The organism is Streptomyces sp. NPDC055243 (genome assembly GCF_044544025.1).
Classification (GTDB): domain Bacteria; phylum Actinomycetota; class Actinomycetes; order Streptomycetales; family Streptomycetaceae; genus Streptomyces.
On sequence record NZ_JBITWR010000010.1, the window covers coordinates 254,205 to 268,589 of the forward strand.

The following is a 14,385-nucleotide window of genomic DNA, read 5'->3' on the forward strand; positions in this document are numbered from 1 at the left end:
GCTTCTTCCGCTTTCAGGAGGCCACAAGAGGGTCACATGGAGATGGCGAAGCGGCACCTTGAAAAGTCGCACCGCGCCCCGGTGCGTCTTTTTCATGAAGCCGATGAGAACAGCCATCTGTGGCGCTGACGTAACGCGCCGGTGGCCGGTTTGATACCGCGCGACAGGCGTGTGCACCGTCTCCACCAGCCCGTCCGGGCCGGTCAGTGGCCGGAAGGCCGATATCAGAGGGTGACGCCGTGCTCGCATCGGCAGGCGTATCCGCAACGACACGCCTGTTTCAGGCCCCGTTTGTATATCCCCGTCTTGCATCCCCGTCTTGGTCCCCCGTCTCGCTCGGTGCTGACCCCAATCCTGCTACAGGGTCGTTTGGAATGTACACGCCTCAATCTCGCGTGTCGCTTGAGTCATTGTCGCGGATCGATTGAGCCGCAGGACGGAGCGTATGTGTGTCTGCCGAAAGGTCAAGGGTGACGTACGGGAACCGTGTGACGTCCCGTCGACTATGTCCGGCCATTTTCCTTGATCGTTTCTCCGGCACGCGCAGTGACCGTCGCGGCGCGGCTTTATCGCGCTAACGGTTCCGGCGTCGGACAGATGGCCGGAACCGACCAGTCCGCTGCGATTCGGCCGATATTTTAATGCAGATCGAGTGGCGCTCCGACGCCGACTGCGACTGTCCTGGCGCGCATTCATCCAGCTGAAGGGGACAGCCGTGCACAGGACTCTCATTGTTGCCCGCCTGCAGGAGGCACGGGACACCGCCGGCATCGCCGACACATTCGCCCAGTCCGACGCCACCGACCTGCCGCGCATGGTGGGGGTGTCGCGGCGAACGCTCTTCGCCTTCCACGACCTGTACTTCCACCTCGTCGAGGCCGATGACGACATCACGCCCGACCTGTACAAGGCGCGCCGCCACCCGCTCTACAACGACGTCAGCGAGAAGCTCACCCAGTTCGTGGCGCCGTACGACCCCGACTGGAAGGAGCCGAAGGACGCGATGGCCAACCCGTTCTACGTCTGGACCGCGGGCGAGGGACGGCAGCTGTGAGCGAGGAGACGGACGCGGCGCACTCGACGCGTCGGGCTCACACCACGCTTGCGTGGAGCAGCCGATGAGCCGACGCGCCGTCATCACTGGTATCGGGGTCGTGGCCCCGGGCGGGGTGGGCAAGGACGCGTTCTGGGAGGTGCTCGTCGCCGGGCGCAGCAAGACCCGGAACATCACGCTCTTCGACCCGAGCGGGTTCCGCTCCCGTATCGCCGCCGAGGTGGACTTCGACCCGATGGCATCCGGGCTGACGCACCAGGAGATCCGGCGGATGGACCGGGCCGCGCAGTTCGCCGTGGTCTGCGCCCGGGAGGCGCTCGCGGGCAGCGGACTGGACCTCGCGGCGCTCGACCCCGGCACGCTCGGGGTCAGCATCGGCAGTGCGGTCGGCTGCACGATGAGCCTGGAGGAGGAGTACCAGGTCCTGTCCGACAGCGGCCGCCGCTGGCTGGTCGACCACACCTACGGGGTGCCGCATCTGTACGAGCAGATGGTGCCCAGCACGCTGGCCGTGGAAGTGGCCAGGGACGTCGGGGCGCAGGGGCCGGTGTCGCTCACCTCGACCGGCTGCACCTCGGGGCTCGACGCAGTGGGCCACGGGGTGCAGCTGATCACCGAGGGGTCGGCCGAGGTCGTCTTCGCGGGCGCCACGGACGCACCGCTGTCGCCGATCACCTCCGCCTGCTTCGACGCGATCAAGGCGACCTCGCCCGACAACGACGACCCCGAGCACGCATCGCGGCCGTTCGACGCCGAGCGCCGGGGCTTCGTCCTCGGTGAGGGGGCCGCGGTGATGGTGATCGAGGAGTACCAGGCCGCCAAGGCCCGGGGCGCCACGATCTACGGGGAGATCGCGGGCTACGCCCGGCGCAGCAACGCGTTCCACATGACGGGGCTCAAGCCGGACGGCCGGGAGATGGCCGCGGCCATCCGGGCCTCTCTGGCCGAGGCCCGGCTGAACCCGGACGACATCGACTACATCAACGCGCACGGCTCGGGCACCAAGCAGAACGACCGCCACGAGACGGCCGCGTTCAAGAGCAGCCTGGGCCGGCGGGCCTACGAGGTACCGGTCAGCTCAATCAAGTCGGTGGTGGGCCACTCGCTGGGCGCGATCGGCTCCATCGAGATCGCGGCCTGTGCGCTGGCGCTGGACCGCCAAGTCGTCCCACCGACCGCCAATCTGCACCACGCGGACCCGGAGTGCGATCTCGACTACGTGCCGCTGACCGCACGGGAGAGGCAGCTCGACAGCGTACTCAGCGTCGGCAGCGGATTCGGCGGGTTCCAGAGCGCCATGGTGATCCGCAAACCTTCGGGAGACCGGCAATGAACGGCAATGACATGGTCATCACCGGCCTCGGCGTCGTCGCGGCCACCGGCATGGACGCCGAAGAGCACTGGGAGGCGGTGCTCGCCGGGAAGAGCGGCATCGGACGGATCAGTCACTTCGACCCGTCCTCGTACCCGGTCGTACTGGCCGGTGAGGTCGGGGACTTCAGCGCGCGGGAGAGCGTGCCCCGGCGGCTGGTCCCGCAGACCGACCGCTGGACCCATCTGGCGCTCTACGGCGCGGACGCGGCGCTCGCGGACGCCGGGACGGACCTGGCGACGCTCGACGAGTTCGAGATGGCCGTGGTCACCTCCAGTTCCTCGGGCGGCACCGAGTTCGGCCAGCGCGAGATGGAGCAGCTCTACACCAAGGGGCCCGGGTGGGTCGGCGTCTACCAGTCCATCGCCTGGTTCTACGCCGCCACCACCGGCCAGATATCCATCCGGCACGGCATGCGCGGCCCCTGCGGGGTCATCAGCGCCGAACAGGCGGGCGGACTCGACGCGTTGGGGCAGGCCCGCCGTCTGCTGCGGGGCGATTCCCGGCTCGTGGTCACCGGCGGCACCGACGCCTCGCTGTGCCCGTACGGGCTGGTGGCGCAGCTGTCGTCGGGGAAGCTGTCGCGCAGCGAGCAGGTGGACCGCGCGTACCTGCCGTTCGACGTGGACGCCTGCGGCTATGTGCCGGGAGAGGGCGGGGCGATCCTGATCGCGGAGCGGGGCGAACCGGCGCTGGCCGAGGGCCGGGGTTACGGCGTGGTCCTCGGGTACGCGGCCGGGTTCGACCTGCCGGGACAGCCCACTTCGCTGCCCCGCACCCTCCGACGGGCCCTGGCCGACGCCCGGTTGGACCCGTCCGACGTGGACGTGGTCTACGCCGACGCGATGGGCGACCCGCTGCACGACCAGGAGGAGGTCGACGCGATCGCCGAGGTGTTCGGGCCCTCCGGGGTGCCGGTCACCGCGCCCAAGGTGCTCAGCGGACGGCTGTACGGCGGCGGCGCCCCGCTCGACGTCGCCACCGCTCTGCTCGGCCTGCGCGACGGCGTGGTGCCGCACACGGCCGGCGTCACCCGGCCGATCCCCGGCATCGACCTGGTGCGTGAGGCGCCGCGCGAGTGCGCGCCGCGCGTGGCGCTGGTGATCGCCCGGGGGTACGGCGGGTTCAACGCCGCGGTGGCGCTGGGCCGGATCGACCGCTGAGCAACAGTCACATTCAGCAACATGACCGGACAGGAGCAGCATTCATGAGCGAGCTCACTCTGCGCGACCCGCGCGGCGCCCTGGACAGCAGCATCAACCGTCAGACGAAGGAAGAGGCGCGGGCATGACTGTCGCCGGACACACCGACAACGCCATTGTCATCGTGGCACCGATGGACCTGGTCTGGGAGATGACCAACGACGTGGAGTCCTGGCCGCGGCTGTTCACCGAATACGCCGGGGCGGAGATCCTGGAGCGCTTCGGCGACGACACCATCCGCTTCCGGCTGACGCTGCATCCGGACGAGAACGGGCAGCAGTGGAGCTGGACGTCGGACCGTACGGTCAACGAGGCGGAGCGGACCACACACTCCAAGCGGGTGCAGACCGGGCCGTTCAAGTACATGTCGCTGTTCTGGGAGTACACCCAGACCGACGCCGGCGTGCAGCTGCGCTGGGTGCAGGACTTCGAGATGAAGCCGCAGGCCCCGGTGACGCTGGCCGCCATGAGCGAGCGCCTGAACACCAACACGCGCATCCAGCTGAAGCACATCAAAGAGCGGGTCGAGGCGAGGGCAGACCAGCTGTCCAACGCCGGTTAGGGGACCTCGTGCTGGAAGTCGTCATGGTCCCCCTGGTGCTGCTGGTGAACGGTCTGGGTGCCGGCGTCATGATGAACACCCAGCTGGGCGGCTTCGCGTATCTCAACCTGCTCCCTCCGGCCCGCTATGTGCACGCGCACGCCTTCTACTCGACCCGCTACGACCCGTTCATGCCGCTGTGCATCGTGGGCACGGCGCTGGGCGCGGCGGTGCTGGCCATCGCGGGCAGCCACTCGGAGGCACGCGTGCTGCACGCCCTGGCGGCCCTGCTCGCCCTGGGCACCATCACGGTGTCGGTGGTGAAGAACGTGCCGGTCAACCGGTGGGTGCAGTCGCTCGATCCGCAGCGACTGCCCGCCGACTTCGCGGAGCGGGACCCGCGCCGCTCATGGGGACGGTGGAACCAGGTACGCACCTGGCTGCTGACGGCGGCGCTCGCGGCCAACTGTGCCGCGCTGGCGACGCTGCTGTGAATCTTTTCCGATGCGACCTAGGAGGTCCGTTGTGCAACTGAACGTGGAAGGCAAGAAGGCTCTGGTCACCGGAGGATCCCGTGGGATCGGCCGGGGGGTCGTGCTGGAGCTCGCCCGGGCCGGACTGGACGTGATCACCTGCTACCGCCAGGAGAGCGACCATGTGGAGTCGCTGCGGCGGGAGTTGAAGGAGATCGGCGGCAACCACCATGTGGTGCGCGCCGACCTGGCCGAGCCGGAGGGCGTGAGCGCGCTGCTCGCCGAGGCCGAGCGGGCCTTCGGACAGCTCGACCTGGTGGTCAACAACGCCGGGGCGATCACGCATGTTCCCTACGGGGAACTGACCTTGGCGGACTGGAACCGGATCGTCGCCACCAACCTCACCGCCGCCCACCTGGTCATCCAGGGTGCGCTGCCGCTGCTGTCGCCCACCGCCTCGGTGATCAGCGTCGGTTCGAAGTCCTCCGAGGTCGGCATCCCGCTGCGGTCTCACTACACCGCGACCAAGGCGGCCCTGCGCGGGCTGAGCCGTTCGCTGGCCAAGGAGTTCGGCCACAAGGGCTGGCGCTTCAACGTCCTGGCGCTCGGGGTGATCGAGACCGAGGCGCTGTGGGAGATGCCGGAGGAGCAGCGCACCAAGATGCTCGCACGCTACGAGCCGAAGACCGCGCTCGGGCGGCTGGGCAAGCCCGAGGAGGTCGCCGGCGCGGTGCTGTGGCTGGCCAGCGACCTGTCCCGCTACGTGACCGGGTCCGTGGTGTACGTCGACGGAGGCATCTCGTGAGCGCCGCGTCGTTCCGGGTGCTGCTGAAGATGACGGTCAACCCGGGCATGGCGGACGGCTTCATCCAGGCGTGGGCGGAGCACTCCTCGGTGGTCGGGGAGCACCCCGCCAACCGCGGCCACTCGCTGGCGTCCAGCACCGAGGAGGACGACGTCTTCTACATCGTCAGCGACTGGACGAGCGAGCGCGAGTTCCGCGAGTTCGAGGACAGCCCGGCCCACCTGGAGCACCGGGCGCGGCTGCATCCGTTCCGCTCCAGCGGCTCGATCGCGTTCCTGGAGCTGGTGGCCGAGGCCCCGGCGGCCGGGGCGGCTCGGTCCCGGGCGTAGGAGGGAGCAGCGATGAAGGGGGAGATCAGAGTCCTGCTCTATCACTCCACCGAGGACACCGAGGGCATCACCGCCGCGTACCACCAGGCCAGCCGGGCCATGGAGGGCGTGCCGGGGCTGCTCGGCAACGAGCTGCTGGTCTCGCCGTACGATCCCGCGGAGTTCATCGTCGTCAGCCGGTGGGCCAGCCGCGCGGACTTCGACCGCTGGGAGCAGGGGGCGGAGCACAAGGGGCAGACGGCGCCGCTGCGGCCCTACCGGCACCCCGGGATGGCGCGGCCGTTCGGGGTGTACGAGGTGAGCGCGGCGTACCCGGCCGCCGGGGCCGATATGCCGGCCGGCCGGCGGAGCCGCTGACGGCCGGCTCCCGGTCCTCCGGCGGAGGGGCACTCAACCGCCCCTCCGCGCCGCCGGGTTCAACAGGAACATCAAGCAGAGCTGTCCGGGACATCCGGAAGTCCGCGAAATCTGGGAAAGGAGTCGGACGTGGCCGAGCCGGAGACGTTCCGGGCCGTCCTGCACATGGAGATCACGCCGGGGACCGGCCAGGAGTTCGAGGCGACCTGGCGGGACATCGCCAGGACCATCTCCGAGCAGCCCGCGAATCTGGGGCAGTGGCTGCTCCGGGAGAGCGGCTCGGAGGGCTCCTACTACGTGATGACCGACTGGGCCGACGAGGCGAGCTTCCGGGAGTTCGAGCTCAGCGCACCGCATGTGGAGAACCGGAAGCGGCTGGGGCGCTATCGGCGCGCCGGGTCGATGGCGACCATGCGCCTGATCGGCCGGGCCGGTCTCGAGGCCGCCTGAGCCCCTAGACGGCGGCCGGCGGGCCGTACAGCACAGCCCGCGGCGTCGGGCAGCACACCACAGCGCGGCAGTGTCGGTGACCACCGGCCTGCCGCGCTGTGGTGTGCTGCCCGGTCCGGGCGGCCGCGCTCGGGCGTGCGTCGAGCCACGCTCCGGCGGGGATCGATCTCCGCACGGCACGGTGGACGGGTACCGGACGGCGGAGACGGGAGTTCGACCATGTGCCCACCGGCCACGGACGTATCACTGCTGAGCACTCCCGTCAGGCGGGCGGACGTACCGCTGTCGCCGCTCTCGCCGCCGTCACCGTTCCCGGTGGGTCTTGTAGCCGGTCGCCGCGGTGATCCGCTTCAGGGCCTTGTCCATGGCGTCCACGGCCACGTCCGCCAGGCCGAACTGCGTCATCCAGACGAAGACCCGGAACTTCGGGGCGTGGTTGTAGACCTGCAGCAGCAGCCGGGTGCCCTTGGCGTGCGGCTCGGCGGTGAAGACGCCCTTGTACCACCAGTTGCCCATCTCGGCGAAGCTGCCGCGGCTGCGGTTCACCTCGGCGGCACCGTACGGCAGGGAGAAGCGGTCGGGGCCGCCCTTGAGGGTGACCTTCTGGGCCGGGTCGTTGAGGAGTACGGCGTTGCGCTTGCTCGCCTCGCCCTCGGAGACGTTGGTGAGCAGGGCGCGTACCGCGTCCACCGACGCCTCGACGATGCCGGAGGTCTCGTACATCGGCTTGCTGGAGCTGCCGAATGAGCGCCGGATGGCGCGCAGCGAGGTCTTCTTCCGTCCTTGTGCACTGGTCATGTCAGTTGTCCGTTCCTTGTGGGAAGTGAGTGTTGCTGTGGAAATGAACCTGAACGAACTCCTGGGCATGGCCAAGGGGTTCGCGAGTTCGCAGTTGATCCTGACCGCGGTGCGGCTGGAGGTGTTCACGGAGCTGGGTTCCGGCCCGCTCAGCGGCGCGGAGCTCCGGCGGCGCCTGGAGCTGCACCCGCGGGGCGCACAGGCCTTCCTGGACGCCTTGGTGAGCCATGGGCTGCTGGAGCGCACCGGTGACATGTACGCCAACACGCCGGTCGCCGCACGCCACTTGGACGCCCAGCACACCGAGACGTACCTGGGTGGCTATCTCGGGCTGAACGGAGGGCTGTACTGGTTGTGGCCGCAGCTGGAGACGAGCCTGCGGACCGGCCGTCCGTGCACCGGCTTCACCGCCGGAGGCGACGGAGAGTGGGGCGCGGAAGAGGGTGGCTCGGAACAGGGCGGCGGGCAGCCGGACGCCGCGCAGCAGGACGGGGGCGCCGACGGTCAGGAGGGGCCCCTGGAGTGGAGCGCTGTCTACGTCGACGCCATGGCCGTCTTCGCGCGGGCCGCGGCCCCCGTCATCTCCCGCTCCCTGGACTGGTCCCGTTACGAGTCGTTCGTGGACGTGGGCGGCTCCAACGGCACCCTCGCCTTCGAACTCCTTCGGCTGCAGCCGCATCTGCGCGGCACCTGCGTGGACCTGCCCGCCCTGAAGGAGCAGTTCGACACGATGGCGGTGCGCGCGGGCGCCGGGGACAAGGTCGCCTTCCAGGGCGGGGACTTCTTCGAGGAGCCGCTGCCCGAGACCGACGTCGTCATCATGGGCCGCATCCTGCACAACTGGTCCGAGGACGAGCGGCTCCGGCTGCTGCGCCGGGCCTTCGACGCGCTGCGGCCCGGCGGCACGCTGCTGGTCTTCGACCAGCTCACGGACGAGAGCCGGCAGCACAGCCGGGAATCGTCGCTGGCCAGCCTCGACCAGTTGCTGTTCTCCGAGTCCGGCTCGGAGTACACCTTCGGCGAGCTGAGCGGCTGGCTGGCCGCATGCGGATTCCGGGCCCCGTCCGTACAGCTGATGGACGGGGGCCCGGAGATGCTGGCCCTGGCGGTGAAACCCGAGTGAGACCATCGGGTGTTACGAGACCGCCGTGGCGGTCGCGATCAGGGCGAGCGCGATAACGGCCAGCGAAGCGCGAATCCGGTTCAGGTGACCCCACCTGGGCCGGGGGTCGTCCCAGTCGTCGGGGATGTTCCGCGCATCGAGCGCCGCCAGCCGCCGGTTGATGGGGACGTTGCCGAGGTGGGACACGCACTGGCTGGCCAGCAGGGCCAGGCCGCCGGCGGTGAACGGAATGCTGGACGCGCCCCCCTCGATGACGGCCAGCGCGAACGCCGAGAACATCCCGACGTTGAAGACGATCGGCATGGTCGGGTGGAAGCCCTTGCCGAACATCCGGTGCGATTCCACATAGCGCTCCGGCGGCATGTTGCACAGCGCCGGAAAGACGCTGATGGCGACGGCGGTGAGCACTCCCGCGCCGACTCCGGAGGCGGTCAGCGCCAGGACCGCCAAGATGTGTGACACCACGCTGTCCTCCCTTCTGCGGTGGTCCGCCCGGTCCCGTACCGGCGCCGGGCCCGGCCGGTACTCCGGCGCGGGCCCGGGGCCGGTACGGCGGTCAGTGCTGGTAGGCGGCCTGACGGCGGGTGTTCTGGAAGGAGGCGAGCTTCCAGGTGTCGCCCTGGCGCACCGCGGTGAGGCTGACGATCGAACCGCGGTCGGGGTCGGTCTCCGCGCTTTCGCCGAACGAGACACCACCGACGGAGATGATCACGGCGGAGTCGTCGGTGAGGAAGTGGATCTTGGGGTCGCCGTGGTGCTGGTCGTCCATCTTCGAGCCCTTCAGGGGCCCGTCGAAGAGCATCTGGTGGATGTCCTGGATGACCTGGCGGCCCTCCGCCAGCTGCCCGTCGTAGGAGATGTAGTTGGCGTCGTCCAGGAACGGGGCGGCGTAGCCGGCGCCGTCGCCCGCGTTCCATGCCCTGGCCATGCTGAGCAGGATCTCCTTGATCGCCTCTTCGTCCTTGCTGCGCTGCGACATGTTGTCTCTGCCTTTCCGGGTGCTGGTGAGTGAGTGTGCGGGTGATGATCTGGTGGCCGCGGCCCCGTCAGTCGACGGTGATCATCTGGTGCATGCCCTCGACGGCGAACATCCGCGCCGTGGTGAGGTTGGTGAGCCAGGTGGTGAGGACATACGGACCGGGCGTCAGATCGGCGGCGATCACCGCCGAACGTCCGTGGGAGAGCGGGACACAGCCGACCGGGTTGGCGCGGATCAGATCCGTCATCGGGGGCTTCAGCCCCTGGGACTTGGCGGTGAAGAACGCCGCCACGTCTTCGCTGGTGGCGCCTTCCTTCACCGCCATCAGGATCGCTTCGTTGTACTGGCCGACGTCGTTGGTGATCCGGATCGACGCGCCGCTGGGAATCCGGTCCGGGGCCCTGAAGCGCGGCCCGTCGTCGGTGCGGCACTGCACGATCTCCACGCTCGCCTCGGGGAGCGCGGCGGCTGCCTGCCCGGACCCCGCCTCGGCGCGCACGACGGGGATGGAGGCCGCGGTGAAGCCGTCGTCCTTGACGCGCTTGTAGTCGAAGAGGTGGTAGGTGCCCTCGGTGAGCTCCGCGGTGAAGGAGACCGACGTCCGACCGGTGACCGCGCCGCCACCGAGCATCGTGAATTCCCGGTCCACGACCTTGCTGGCGGCCATGGCGTCCGGGCCGTACCCATAGGCCGTCCGGAGATTGTCCACATGCTTTTCCAGCGGAATTCCATCGGCCAGCTTCACGACTCCGAGCCAGGCGTCGTCGGGGTCGGTGGCCTGGATGCGAAAGGTCACCACACCGGCGGGCACGGTCTCCGGTGCCTTGATCCCACCGGAACCCGCGACTATTTCGTAAATCTCCATGGAAACGAATCCTTCCACCCGATATATGCACGCATTTCAACAGTGTGGTCGGCGCTGAGGAATTGCTGCTGCACTGCTGCGGTCGATTCTTGAGGGCCCCGCACTTCTTTCGCTTGAGCCGGGCTCAAGCCGGGAGCGGGTGCGCGCCCGTACGCGCGGCCGGTACGCCCGCGGCCGGTGGCCGCGGGCGGTCAGCGGCCGCCGTCGTCCTGCGCGAAGGGGTCCTCGCCAGGGGCCGCGGGGCGTACTTCGTACGTCAGCGGGCGGTCCTGGTACATCAGCCGGTAGATGAGGATCCACGCGGAGCTCTGGATCTTCTCGAAGGTCGACATCTCGCCCTGTGCCTTCGGCGGGACGAGGCGTGCCACGCCTTCGACGGTCGGCCCGAGGGGCTTGCCCCTGCGGGTGCACGGGGCGAGGGTGACCCGCGGGTTGTTGGCCAGCCGCTTGACCTTCCACGTCTTCGACCGGGTGTTGAAGAACATCCGGTCCTCTTTGAGGATTCGGCCGACGGGTGTCGCGACCCCGACGCCACTGCGCTTGTACGTCGTCAGCAGGGCCACTCGGGACTTCTTGAGCGGTTCCAGTGCCTTTGCGGCAGTTGTTTCGGAAGTCATGATCGTCTTTCCGAGAGGACGGGCGAGCTGTACAGTGCTCACCTTAGCTGAACAGTGCTCACCGTCAAGTTCACTGTTCAGTGACCCGTCCCCCGCCGGCGGCCCCGGCCGCCGTCACACAGGGCGGCAGGTGAGCACGGCCCAGCGCCCGGCGGCGGGCTCGTCCTCCAGCGCGAAGCCGCCTGCGGCCAGCAGTTCCCGCCACTCGCCGAGATCCCGCTCGGCGCCGCCGAATCGCAGCAGCATGTCGATGTCCAGGAACTTGCCCTGGTCCCAGGTGTCGCCCGGCGCCAGCACGTGCTCCAGGACCACAAGCCGGGCCGCCGTGTCGTCCCCGATCGCCCGCCGGATGCCCCGCAGGATCGAGGTTGCCGCGGCGTCGTCCCAGTCGTGCAGCACGGCTTTGAGCACGTACGCGTCGTGGCCGCCCGGCAGCTCGCCGAAGAAGTCGCCGCTCACCACCTCGGCCCGCTCGGCGACCCCCTTCTCCTCGAAGAACGCCGGCGCGTTCTCCACCACCTGCGGCTGGTCCACGAGCGTGCCGCGCGTCCCCGGGTTGCGCAGCAGCAGCTCGCTGAGGAAGTACCCCTGCCCGCCGCCGATGTCCGCGATGCGCCGGAACCTGCCGAAGTCGAAGGATTCGAGCAGCTGTTGGGTGGTCGTGGCGCTCATCCGGGACATCGCCCGGTCGAACAGCGCGCTGGTCTCCGGGTGCTGCCGCAGATACCCGAAGAAGTCCATGCCGAAGATGTCGTCGAAGACCGGCCGTCCGGTGCGCAACGCCGTGCTGATCTCGGCGTACGGGCGGCTGACCGCCTCGCTGCCGTTGAACAGGATCATGTCGCGCTGACTGTTGGGCACATCGCTGCGCAGCGCCTGGGCCATGTCGGTCAGCCCGACCTTCCCCCCCTCCCGCAGCGTGAAGACCCCGACCGCCGCCGCACAGCGCAGCATCCGGCGCAACGCCCCGGGGTCGGTCCCCGTCTTCTCCGCGAGCTGCGACACCGTCAGCTCGCCGCCCGCCAGCACATCGGCCACTCCCGCCTCGGCGAGCGCGTAGACGACCTGGGAGACGCGCTTGCCGTTGGTGAGCAGCAGCAGCCGGGCGTGGGGCGGGATCGCGGCCCCGCCGGGCGGCCCGGGTGGGGCGGAGGCCGTCGGACCGGCGGGGTGCGTGCCGGGCGTACCGTGCGGGGTCGTGCCGGACGTGCCGGTGGCGGTCATGCCCAACTCCTTAGATTCGTCGATCAGTTCTGGCTCTGCGCCTGCGGGTGGGTGTCGATGGAGAGCTGGGAGATGCAGCGCATCACGGAGGAGCGGAAGTGCGAGGTGAAGCCGTCCACGGTCTGGGTGTCGGTCTCCCGGGCCTCGGCCAGGTGGGGGGCCAGCTTCTCCTCCAGGATGTGGACGCCCTTCTGGGCGCCCATGTGCCGCCCGATCTGCGCGAAGTCGCCCTCGTAGTGGATGACGCGGACCAGGACGTCGTCCTGGAGGAAGACGGCGGTGCCCAGCAGTCGGCCCACCTCCTGGCCGTCGTCGTCGGTGAACACCGGGGTGCTCACCCGCTGGAAACCGGAGAAGAGTTCGGCGACTTCTTCCTGGCTCTCCGGCTTGATCCGGTAGCTGATCGCGGCGTACGGCATCAGATTCCTCCATCGAGGTTGAGCGTGATTCCGGAGAGGAACGCCGCGCTGTCGCTGCCCAGGAACAGGGCGGCGGCGGCGACGTCCTCGGGGCGGCAGAGCCGCCCCAGCGGTGTCAGGGCGACGATCCGCTGGGTGACGGGGTCGTGCGGGTCCTCGGTGCCGTCGGCGACCATGCCCGGTGCGATGGTGTTGACCCGGACGCCCTGCGGGCCGAGTTCCTTGCACAGCGCACGGGTGAAGCCGATCAGCGCCGCTTTGGCGGCTCCGTAGTGGGCGGCCGCGGGCCTGCCGCGCAGAGCGGCGGCCGAACCGATGTTGATCACGGACGAGCCCTCGCCCAGCAGGGGCAGGGCGGCCCGCGTGACCCGGTAGCAGGCGGTCGCGTTGCGGTCCATGACCCGGGCCCACTCGTCTTCTTCCAGCCTGGCCAGCGGCGCCGCGCCGTCCGCGCCCACGTTGTTGACCAGGACGTCGAGGCCGCCCAGGGTCTCGGCCACGGCCCCGGCCAGCCGCGCCACATCGGGCCCGCTGGACACGTCGGCGCGGTGGATGTCCCGTACGGCATGGCGAAGTTCGGCGTCGGGTTCGTGGGAGCCGAGGTGGCAGGTGATCACCTGGGCCTCGCCCCGGGCGAAGGCGAGAGCGATGGCCCGGCCGATGCCACGGGTGCCGCCGGTGACGAGCACCCGCTTGTCCTTGAGCCCACCGTCCAGGGGCTGTGTGTCTACGGTCACGAGGGGTACTCCTTGTCGGCGTCCCGGGCCGTGCCGGGCGCACTGTCCTTGGCCGCGAGGTCCCGCGCTGCGGCGGGCGCGGGGTCCAGCACCTCGTACAGCTCGTAACAGGGCGTGCGCTGCTGGTCCTGATAGGGGCGCAGCGGGGTCTTCCGCTGCTGGTGGGCCGGCCCCTGCCGCCACCGTTCGTACGCGTCCGCGTCCTCCCAGTCGGTGATCACCGCATAGCCGTACGGGTCCTTGGCCAGCCGGAGCAGGGCGACGCCGAGCACTCCCGGTGTGGGCCGGAAGTCCGGCAGGAAGAGGCGGTAGGCGCGCTCCACCGCGAGCGGGTCGTCGGTGGGCGCCCGGTGGTAGACGACCAGCCGGGCCGTCATGACAGCGCGGGCATCCGCTGCTGGCTGACACAGCGCATGGTGTTGGCGCGGAACTGCTTCAGGAACTGCTCGGGCGTCTCGACATGGCGCTCCTCGGCCATGTACGGGGCGAGCTTCTGTTCCATGCCCGGGCGTCCGCCGCGCTTGGACATGTAGGCGGCCACGTCGTCCAGTTCACCGTCGAACAGCACCACGCGGATCATGTTGTCGTCGTGGACGAACAGGCCGACGCCGAGGATCACCCCGGTCTCCTGGCCCTGCTCCCCGCGCAGGGTGGGCCGTGCTTCCGCCTGGACCTCGGCGAACACCTTGCGGATGTCCTCCGCGTGCCCGGACTTGACCCGGTAGCGCAGCGCGGCCATCCCGGCGGGCCGGTCCTCGATGAAGCGGGACTGTACGCACAGCATCGGGGCCGGGCCGCCGCCGTCCTGGAGGTAGGGGGCCAGCCGGGCCGCGTCCCGATCGGTGATCGCGCGGATCACGTCGTCGGCGTCGTCGTGGTGGTGGAACACCCGCATGACGGTGTCTCCCTGCGCGAACAGCCCCGTGGCTGACAAGGGGGCGAGTCGCTCGGGCTCGTCGGCGAGGACGCGCGCGATCTCGTCGTCGAGTCCGGGCCTCACCTTGTATGCGATGGCGGACAGAGCCATGTGCCGCCCTACC

At 69.7% G+C, this 14,385-nt stretch carries 20 protein-coding genes; 10 read left to right on the forward strand and 10 right to left on the reverse strand.

The genetic code is table 11. The features are described 5' to 3' along the window. Positions 1 to 715 precede the first annotated feature (715 nt). The 9 genes from ACIGXX_RS28335 to ACIGXX_RS28375 all read left to right on the forward strand — a co-directional run bounded on the left by ACIGXX_RS28335 (position 716) and on the right by ACIGXX_RS28375 (position 6,583). Positions 716 to 1,054, forward strand: coding sequence for a TcmI family type II polyketide cyclase (locus ACIGXX_RS28335; protein ID WP_351165466.1), 339 nt, complete (start codon positions 716 to 718; stop codon positions 1,052 to 1,054). 64 nt (positions 1,055 to 1,118) lie between these two features. Further along, the gene (locus ACIGXX_RS28340; RefSeq protein ID WP_351165468.1) at positions 1,119 to 2,387 is read left to right on the forward strand and encodes a beta-ketoacyl-[acyl-carrier-protein] synthase family protein; all 1,269 of its coding nucleotides are present in this window, start codon (positions 1,119 to 1,121) and stop codon (positions 2,385 to 2,387) included. Then, positions 2,384 to 3,589 carry a ketosynthase chain-length factor gene (locus ACIGXX_RS28345; RefSeq protein ID WP_351165470.1) on the forward strand — a complete coding sequence of 402 codons (1,206 nt, stop codon included), beginning with the start codon at positions 2,384 to 2,386 and terminating at the stop codon, positions 3,587 to 3,589. The genes ACIGXX_RS28340 and ACIGXX_RS28345 overlap by 4 nt, the downstream gene beginning before the upstream one ends. 124 nt (positions 3,590 to 3,713) lie before the next feature. After that, complete coding sequence (locus ACIGXX_RS28350) at positions 3,714 to 4,190, forward strand: SRPBCC family protein (RefSeq protein WP_351165472.1); 477 nt, start codon at positions 3,714 to 3,716, stop codon at positions 4,188 to 4,190. 8 nt (positions 4,191 to 4,198) lie between these two features. Next, entirely contained in the window at positions 4,199 to 4,663 is a 465-nt protein-coding gene (locus ACIGXX_RS28355) for a DUF1772 domain-containing protein (RefSeq protein ID WP_351165474.1), read from the forward strand. 31 nt (positions 4,664 to 4,694) lie between these two features. Beyond that, on the forward strand, positions 4,695 to 5,447 hold the full coding sequence (locus tag ACIGXX_RS28360; protein WP_351165476.1) for an SDR family NAD(P)-dependent oxidoreductase: 753 nt from the start codon (positions 4,695 to 4,697) through the stop codon (positions 5,445 to 5,447). Continuing rightward, positions 5,444 to 5,776: an antibiotic biosynthesis monooxygenase gene (locus ACIGXX_RS28365; RefSeq protein ID WP_361465216.1), complete on the forward strand. Its 333-nt coding sequence runs from the start codon at positions 5,444 to 5,446 to the stop codon at positions 5,774 to 5,776. The genes ACIGXX_RS28360 and ACIGXX_RS28365 overlap by 4 nt, the downstream gene beginning before the upstream one ends. 12 nt (positions 5,777 to 5,788) lie before the next feature. Further along, positions 5,789 to 6,133, forward strand: a complete 345-nt coding sequence (locus tag ACIGXX_RS28370; protein ID WP_351165481.1) for an antibiotic biosynthesis monooxygenase family protein — start codon at positions 5,789 to 5,791, stop codon at positions 6,131 to 6,133. Positions 6,134 to 6,262: 129 nt separating this feature from the next. Continuing rightward, complete coding sequence (locus ACIGXX_RS28375; protein WP_399979796.1) at positions 6,263 to 6,583, forward strand: antibiotic biosynthesis monooxygenase family protein; 321 nt, start codon at positions 6,263 to 6,265, stop codon at positions 6,581 to 6,583. Positions 6,584 to 6,886: 303 nt separating this feature from the next. Here the strand turns inward: ACIGXX_RS28375 and ACIGXX_RS28380 are convergent, their stop codons facing one another. Continuing rightward, positions 6,887 to 7,381 (reverse strand): hypothetical protein, encoded by a 495-nt coding sequence (locus ACIGXX_RS28380; RefSeq protein WP_351165485.1) that lies wholly within the window; start codon positions 7,379 to 7,381, stop codon positions 6,887 to 6,889. A 25-nt stretch (positions 7,382 to 7,406) separates the two neighbouring features. Between ACIGXX_RS28380 and ACIGXX_RS28385 the strand changes: the two genes are divergently transcribed. Beyond that, the gene (locus ACIGXX_RS28385; protein ID WP_366461438.1) at positions 7,407 to 8,504 is read left to right on the forward strand and encodes a methyltransferase; all 1,098 of its coding nucleotides are present in this window, start codon (positions 7,407 to 7,409) and stop codon (positions 8,502 to 8,504) included. A 12-nt stretch (positions 8,505 to 8,516) separates the two neighbouring features. Here the strand turns inward: ACIGXX_RS28385 and ACIGXX_RS28390 are convergent, their stop codons facing one another. From ACIGXX_RS28390 to ACIGXX_RS28430, 9 genes are all read right to left on the reverse strand, one after another. Beyond that, positions 8,517 to 8,969, reverse strand: a complete 453-nt coding sequence (locus ACIGXX_RS28390) for a DUF1772 domain-containing protein (RefSeq protein WP_351165490.1) — start codon at positions 8,967 to 8,969, stop codon at positions 8,517 to 8,519. Positions 8,970 to 9,060: 91 nt separating this feature from the next. Next, complete coding sequence (locus ACIGXX_RS28395; protein ID WP_351165492.1) at positions 9,061 to 9,483, reverse strand: SgcJ/EcaC family oxidoreductase; 423 nt, start codon at positions 9,481 to 9,483, stop codon at positions 9,061 to 9,063. A gap of 67 nt (positions 9,484 to 9,550) precedes the next feature. Continuing rightward, positions 9,551 to 10,348, reverse strand: a complete 798-nt coding sequence (locus ACIGXX_RS28400) for a hypothetical protein (RefSeq protein ID WP_351165494.1) — start codon at positions 10,346 to 10,348, stop codon at positions 9,551 to 9,553. A gap of 191 nt (positions 10,349 to 10,539) precedes the next feature. After that, positions 10,540 to 10,965: a PPOX class F420-dependent oxidoreductase gene (locus ACIGXX_RS28405; RefSeq protein WP_351165496.1), complete on the reverse strand. Its 426-nt coding sequence runs from the start codon at positions 10,963 to 10,965 to the stop codon at positions 10,540 to 10,542. Between the two features lie 114 nt (positions 10,966 to 11,079). Then, a complete protein-coding gene (locus ACIGXX_RS28410; protein ID WP_351165499.1) occupies positions 11,080 to 12,189 on the reverse strand; it encodes a methyltransferase in 1,110 nt (369 codons plus the stop codon). A gap of 23 nt (positions 12,190 to 12,212) precedes the next feature. Beyond that, the gene (locus ACIGXX_RS28415) at positions 12,213 to 12,608 is read right to left on the reverse strand and encodes a SchA/CurD-like domain-containing protein (RefSeq protein ID WP_351165501.1); all 396 of its coding nucleotides are present in this window, start codon (positions 12,606 to 12,608) and stop codon (positions 12,213 to 12,215) included. Then, positions 12,608 to 13,345: an SDR family NAD(P)-dependent oxidoreductase gene (locus ACIGXX_RS28420; protein WP_399979804.1), complete on the reverse strand. Its 738-nt coding sequence runs from the start codon at positions 13,343 to 13,345 to the stop codon at positions 12,608 to 12,610. The genes ACIGXX_RS28415 and ACIGXX_RS28420 overlap by 1 nt, the downstream gene beginning before the upstream one ends. Then, entirely contained in the window at positions 13,342 to 13,722 is a 381-nt protein-coding gene (locus tag ACIGXX_RS28425; RefSeq protein WP_399979807.1) for an antibiotic biosynthesis monooxygenase family protein, read from the reverse strand. Before ACIGXX_RS28425 ends, ACIGXX_RS28420 begins: the two co-directional genes overlap by 4 nt. Then, positions 13,719 to 14,372 (reverse strand): SchA/CurD-like domain-containing protein, encoded by a 654-nt coding sequence (locus ACIGXX_RS28430; protein WP_361470198.1) that lies wholly within the window; start codon positions 14,370 to 14,372, stop codon positions 13,719 to 13,721. The genes ACIGXX_RS28425 and ACIGXX_RS28430 overlap by 4 nt, the downstream gene beginning before the upstream one ends. Positions 14,373 to 14,385 lie beyond the last annotated feature (13 nt).

Excerpts from the sequence above, each read along its gene's own strand:
- ACIGXX_RS28340 (WP_351165468.1), top strand. The coding sequence starts at position 1,119 with ATGAGCCGACGCGCCGTCATCACTGGTATCGGGGTCGTGGCCCCGGGC.
- ACIGXX_RS28345 (WP_351165470.1), top strand. The coding sequence starts at position 2,384 with ATGAACGGCAATGACATGGTCATCACCGGCCTCGGCGTCGTCGCGGCC.
- ACIGXX_RS28350 (WP_351165472.1), top strand. The coding sequence starts at position 3,714 with ATGACTGTCGCCGGACACACCGACAACGCCATTGTCATCGTGGCACCG.
- ACIGXX_RS28370 (WP_351165481.1), top strand. The coding sequence starts at position 5,789 with ATGAAGGGGGAGATCAGAGTCCTGCTCTATCACTCCACCGAGGACACC.
- ACIGXX_RS28380 (WP_351165485.1), bottom strand. The coding sequence starts at position 7,381 with ATGACCAGTGCACAAGGACGGAAGAAGACCTCGCTGCGCGCCATCCGG.
- ACIGXX_RS28395 (WP_351165492.1), bottom strand. The coding sequence starts at position 9,483 with ATGTCGCAGCGCAGCAAGGACGAAGAGGCGATCAAGGAGATCCTGCTC.
- ACIGXX_RS28400 (WP_351165494.1), bottom strand. The coding sequence starts at position 10,348 with ATGGAGATTTACGAAATAGTCGCGGGTTCCGGTGGGATCAAGGCACCG.
- ACIGXX_RS28405 (WP_351165496.1), bottom strand. The coding sequence starts at position 10,965 with ATGACTTCCGAAACAACTGCCGCAAAGGCACTGGAACCGCTCAAGAAG.
- ACIGXX_RS28410 (WP_351165499.1), bottom strand. The coding sequence starts at position 12,189 with ATGACCGCCACCGGCACGTCCGGCACGACCCCGCACGGTACGCCCGGC.
- ACIGXX_RS28415 (WP_351165501.1), bottom strand. The coding sequence starts at position 12,608 with ATGCCGTACGCCGCGATCAGCTACCGGATCAAGCCGGAGAGCCAGGAA.
- ACIGXX_RS28425 (WP_399979807.1), bottom strand. The coding sequence starts at position 13,722 with ATGACGGCCCGGCTGGTCGTCTACCACCGGGCGCCCACCGACGACCCG.
- ACIGXX_RS28430 (WP_361470198.1), bottom strand. The coding sequence starts at position 14,372 with ATGGCTCTGTCCGCCATCGCATACAAGGTGAGGCCCGGACTCGACGAC.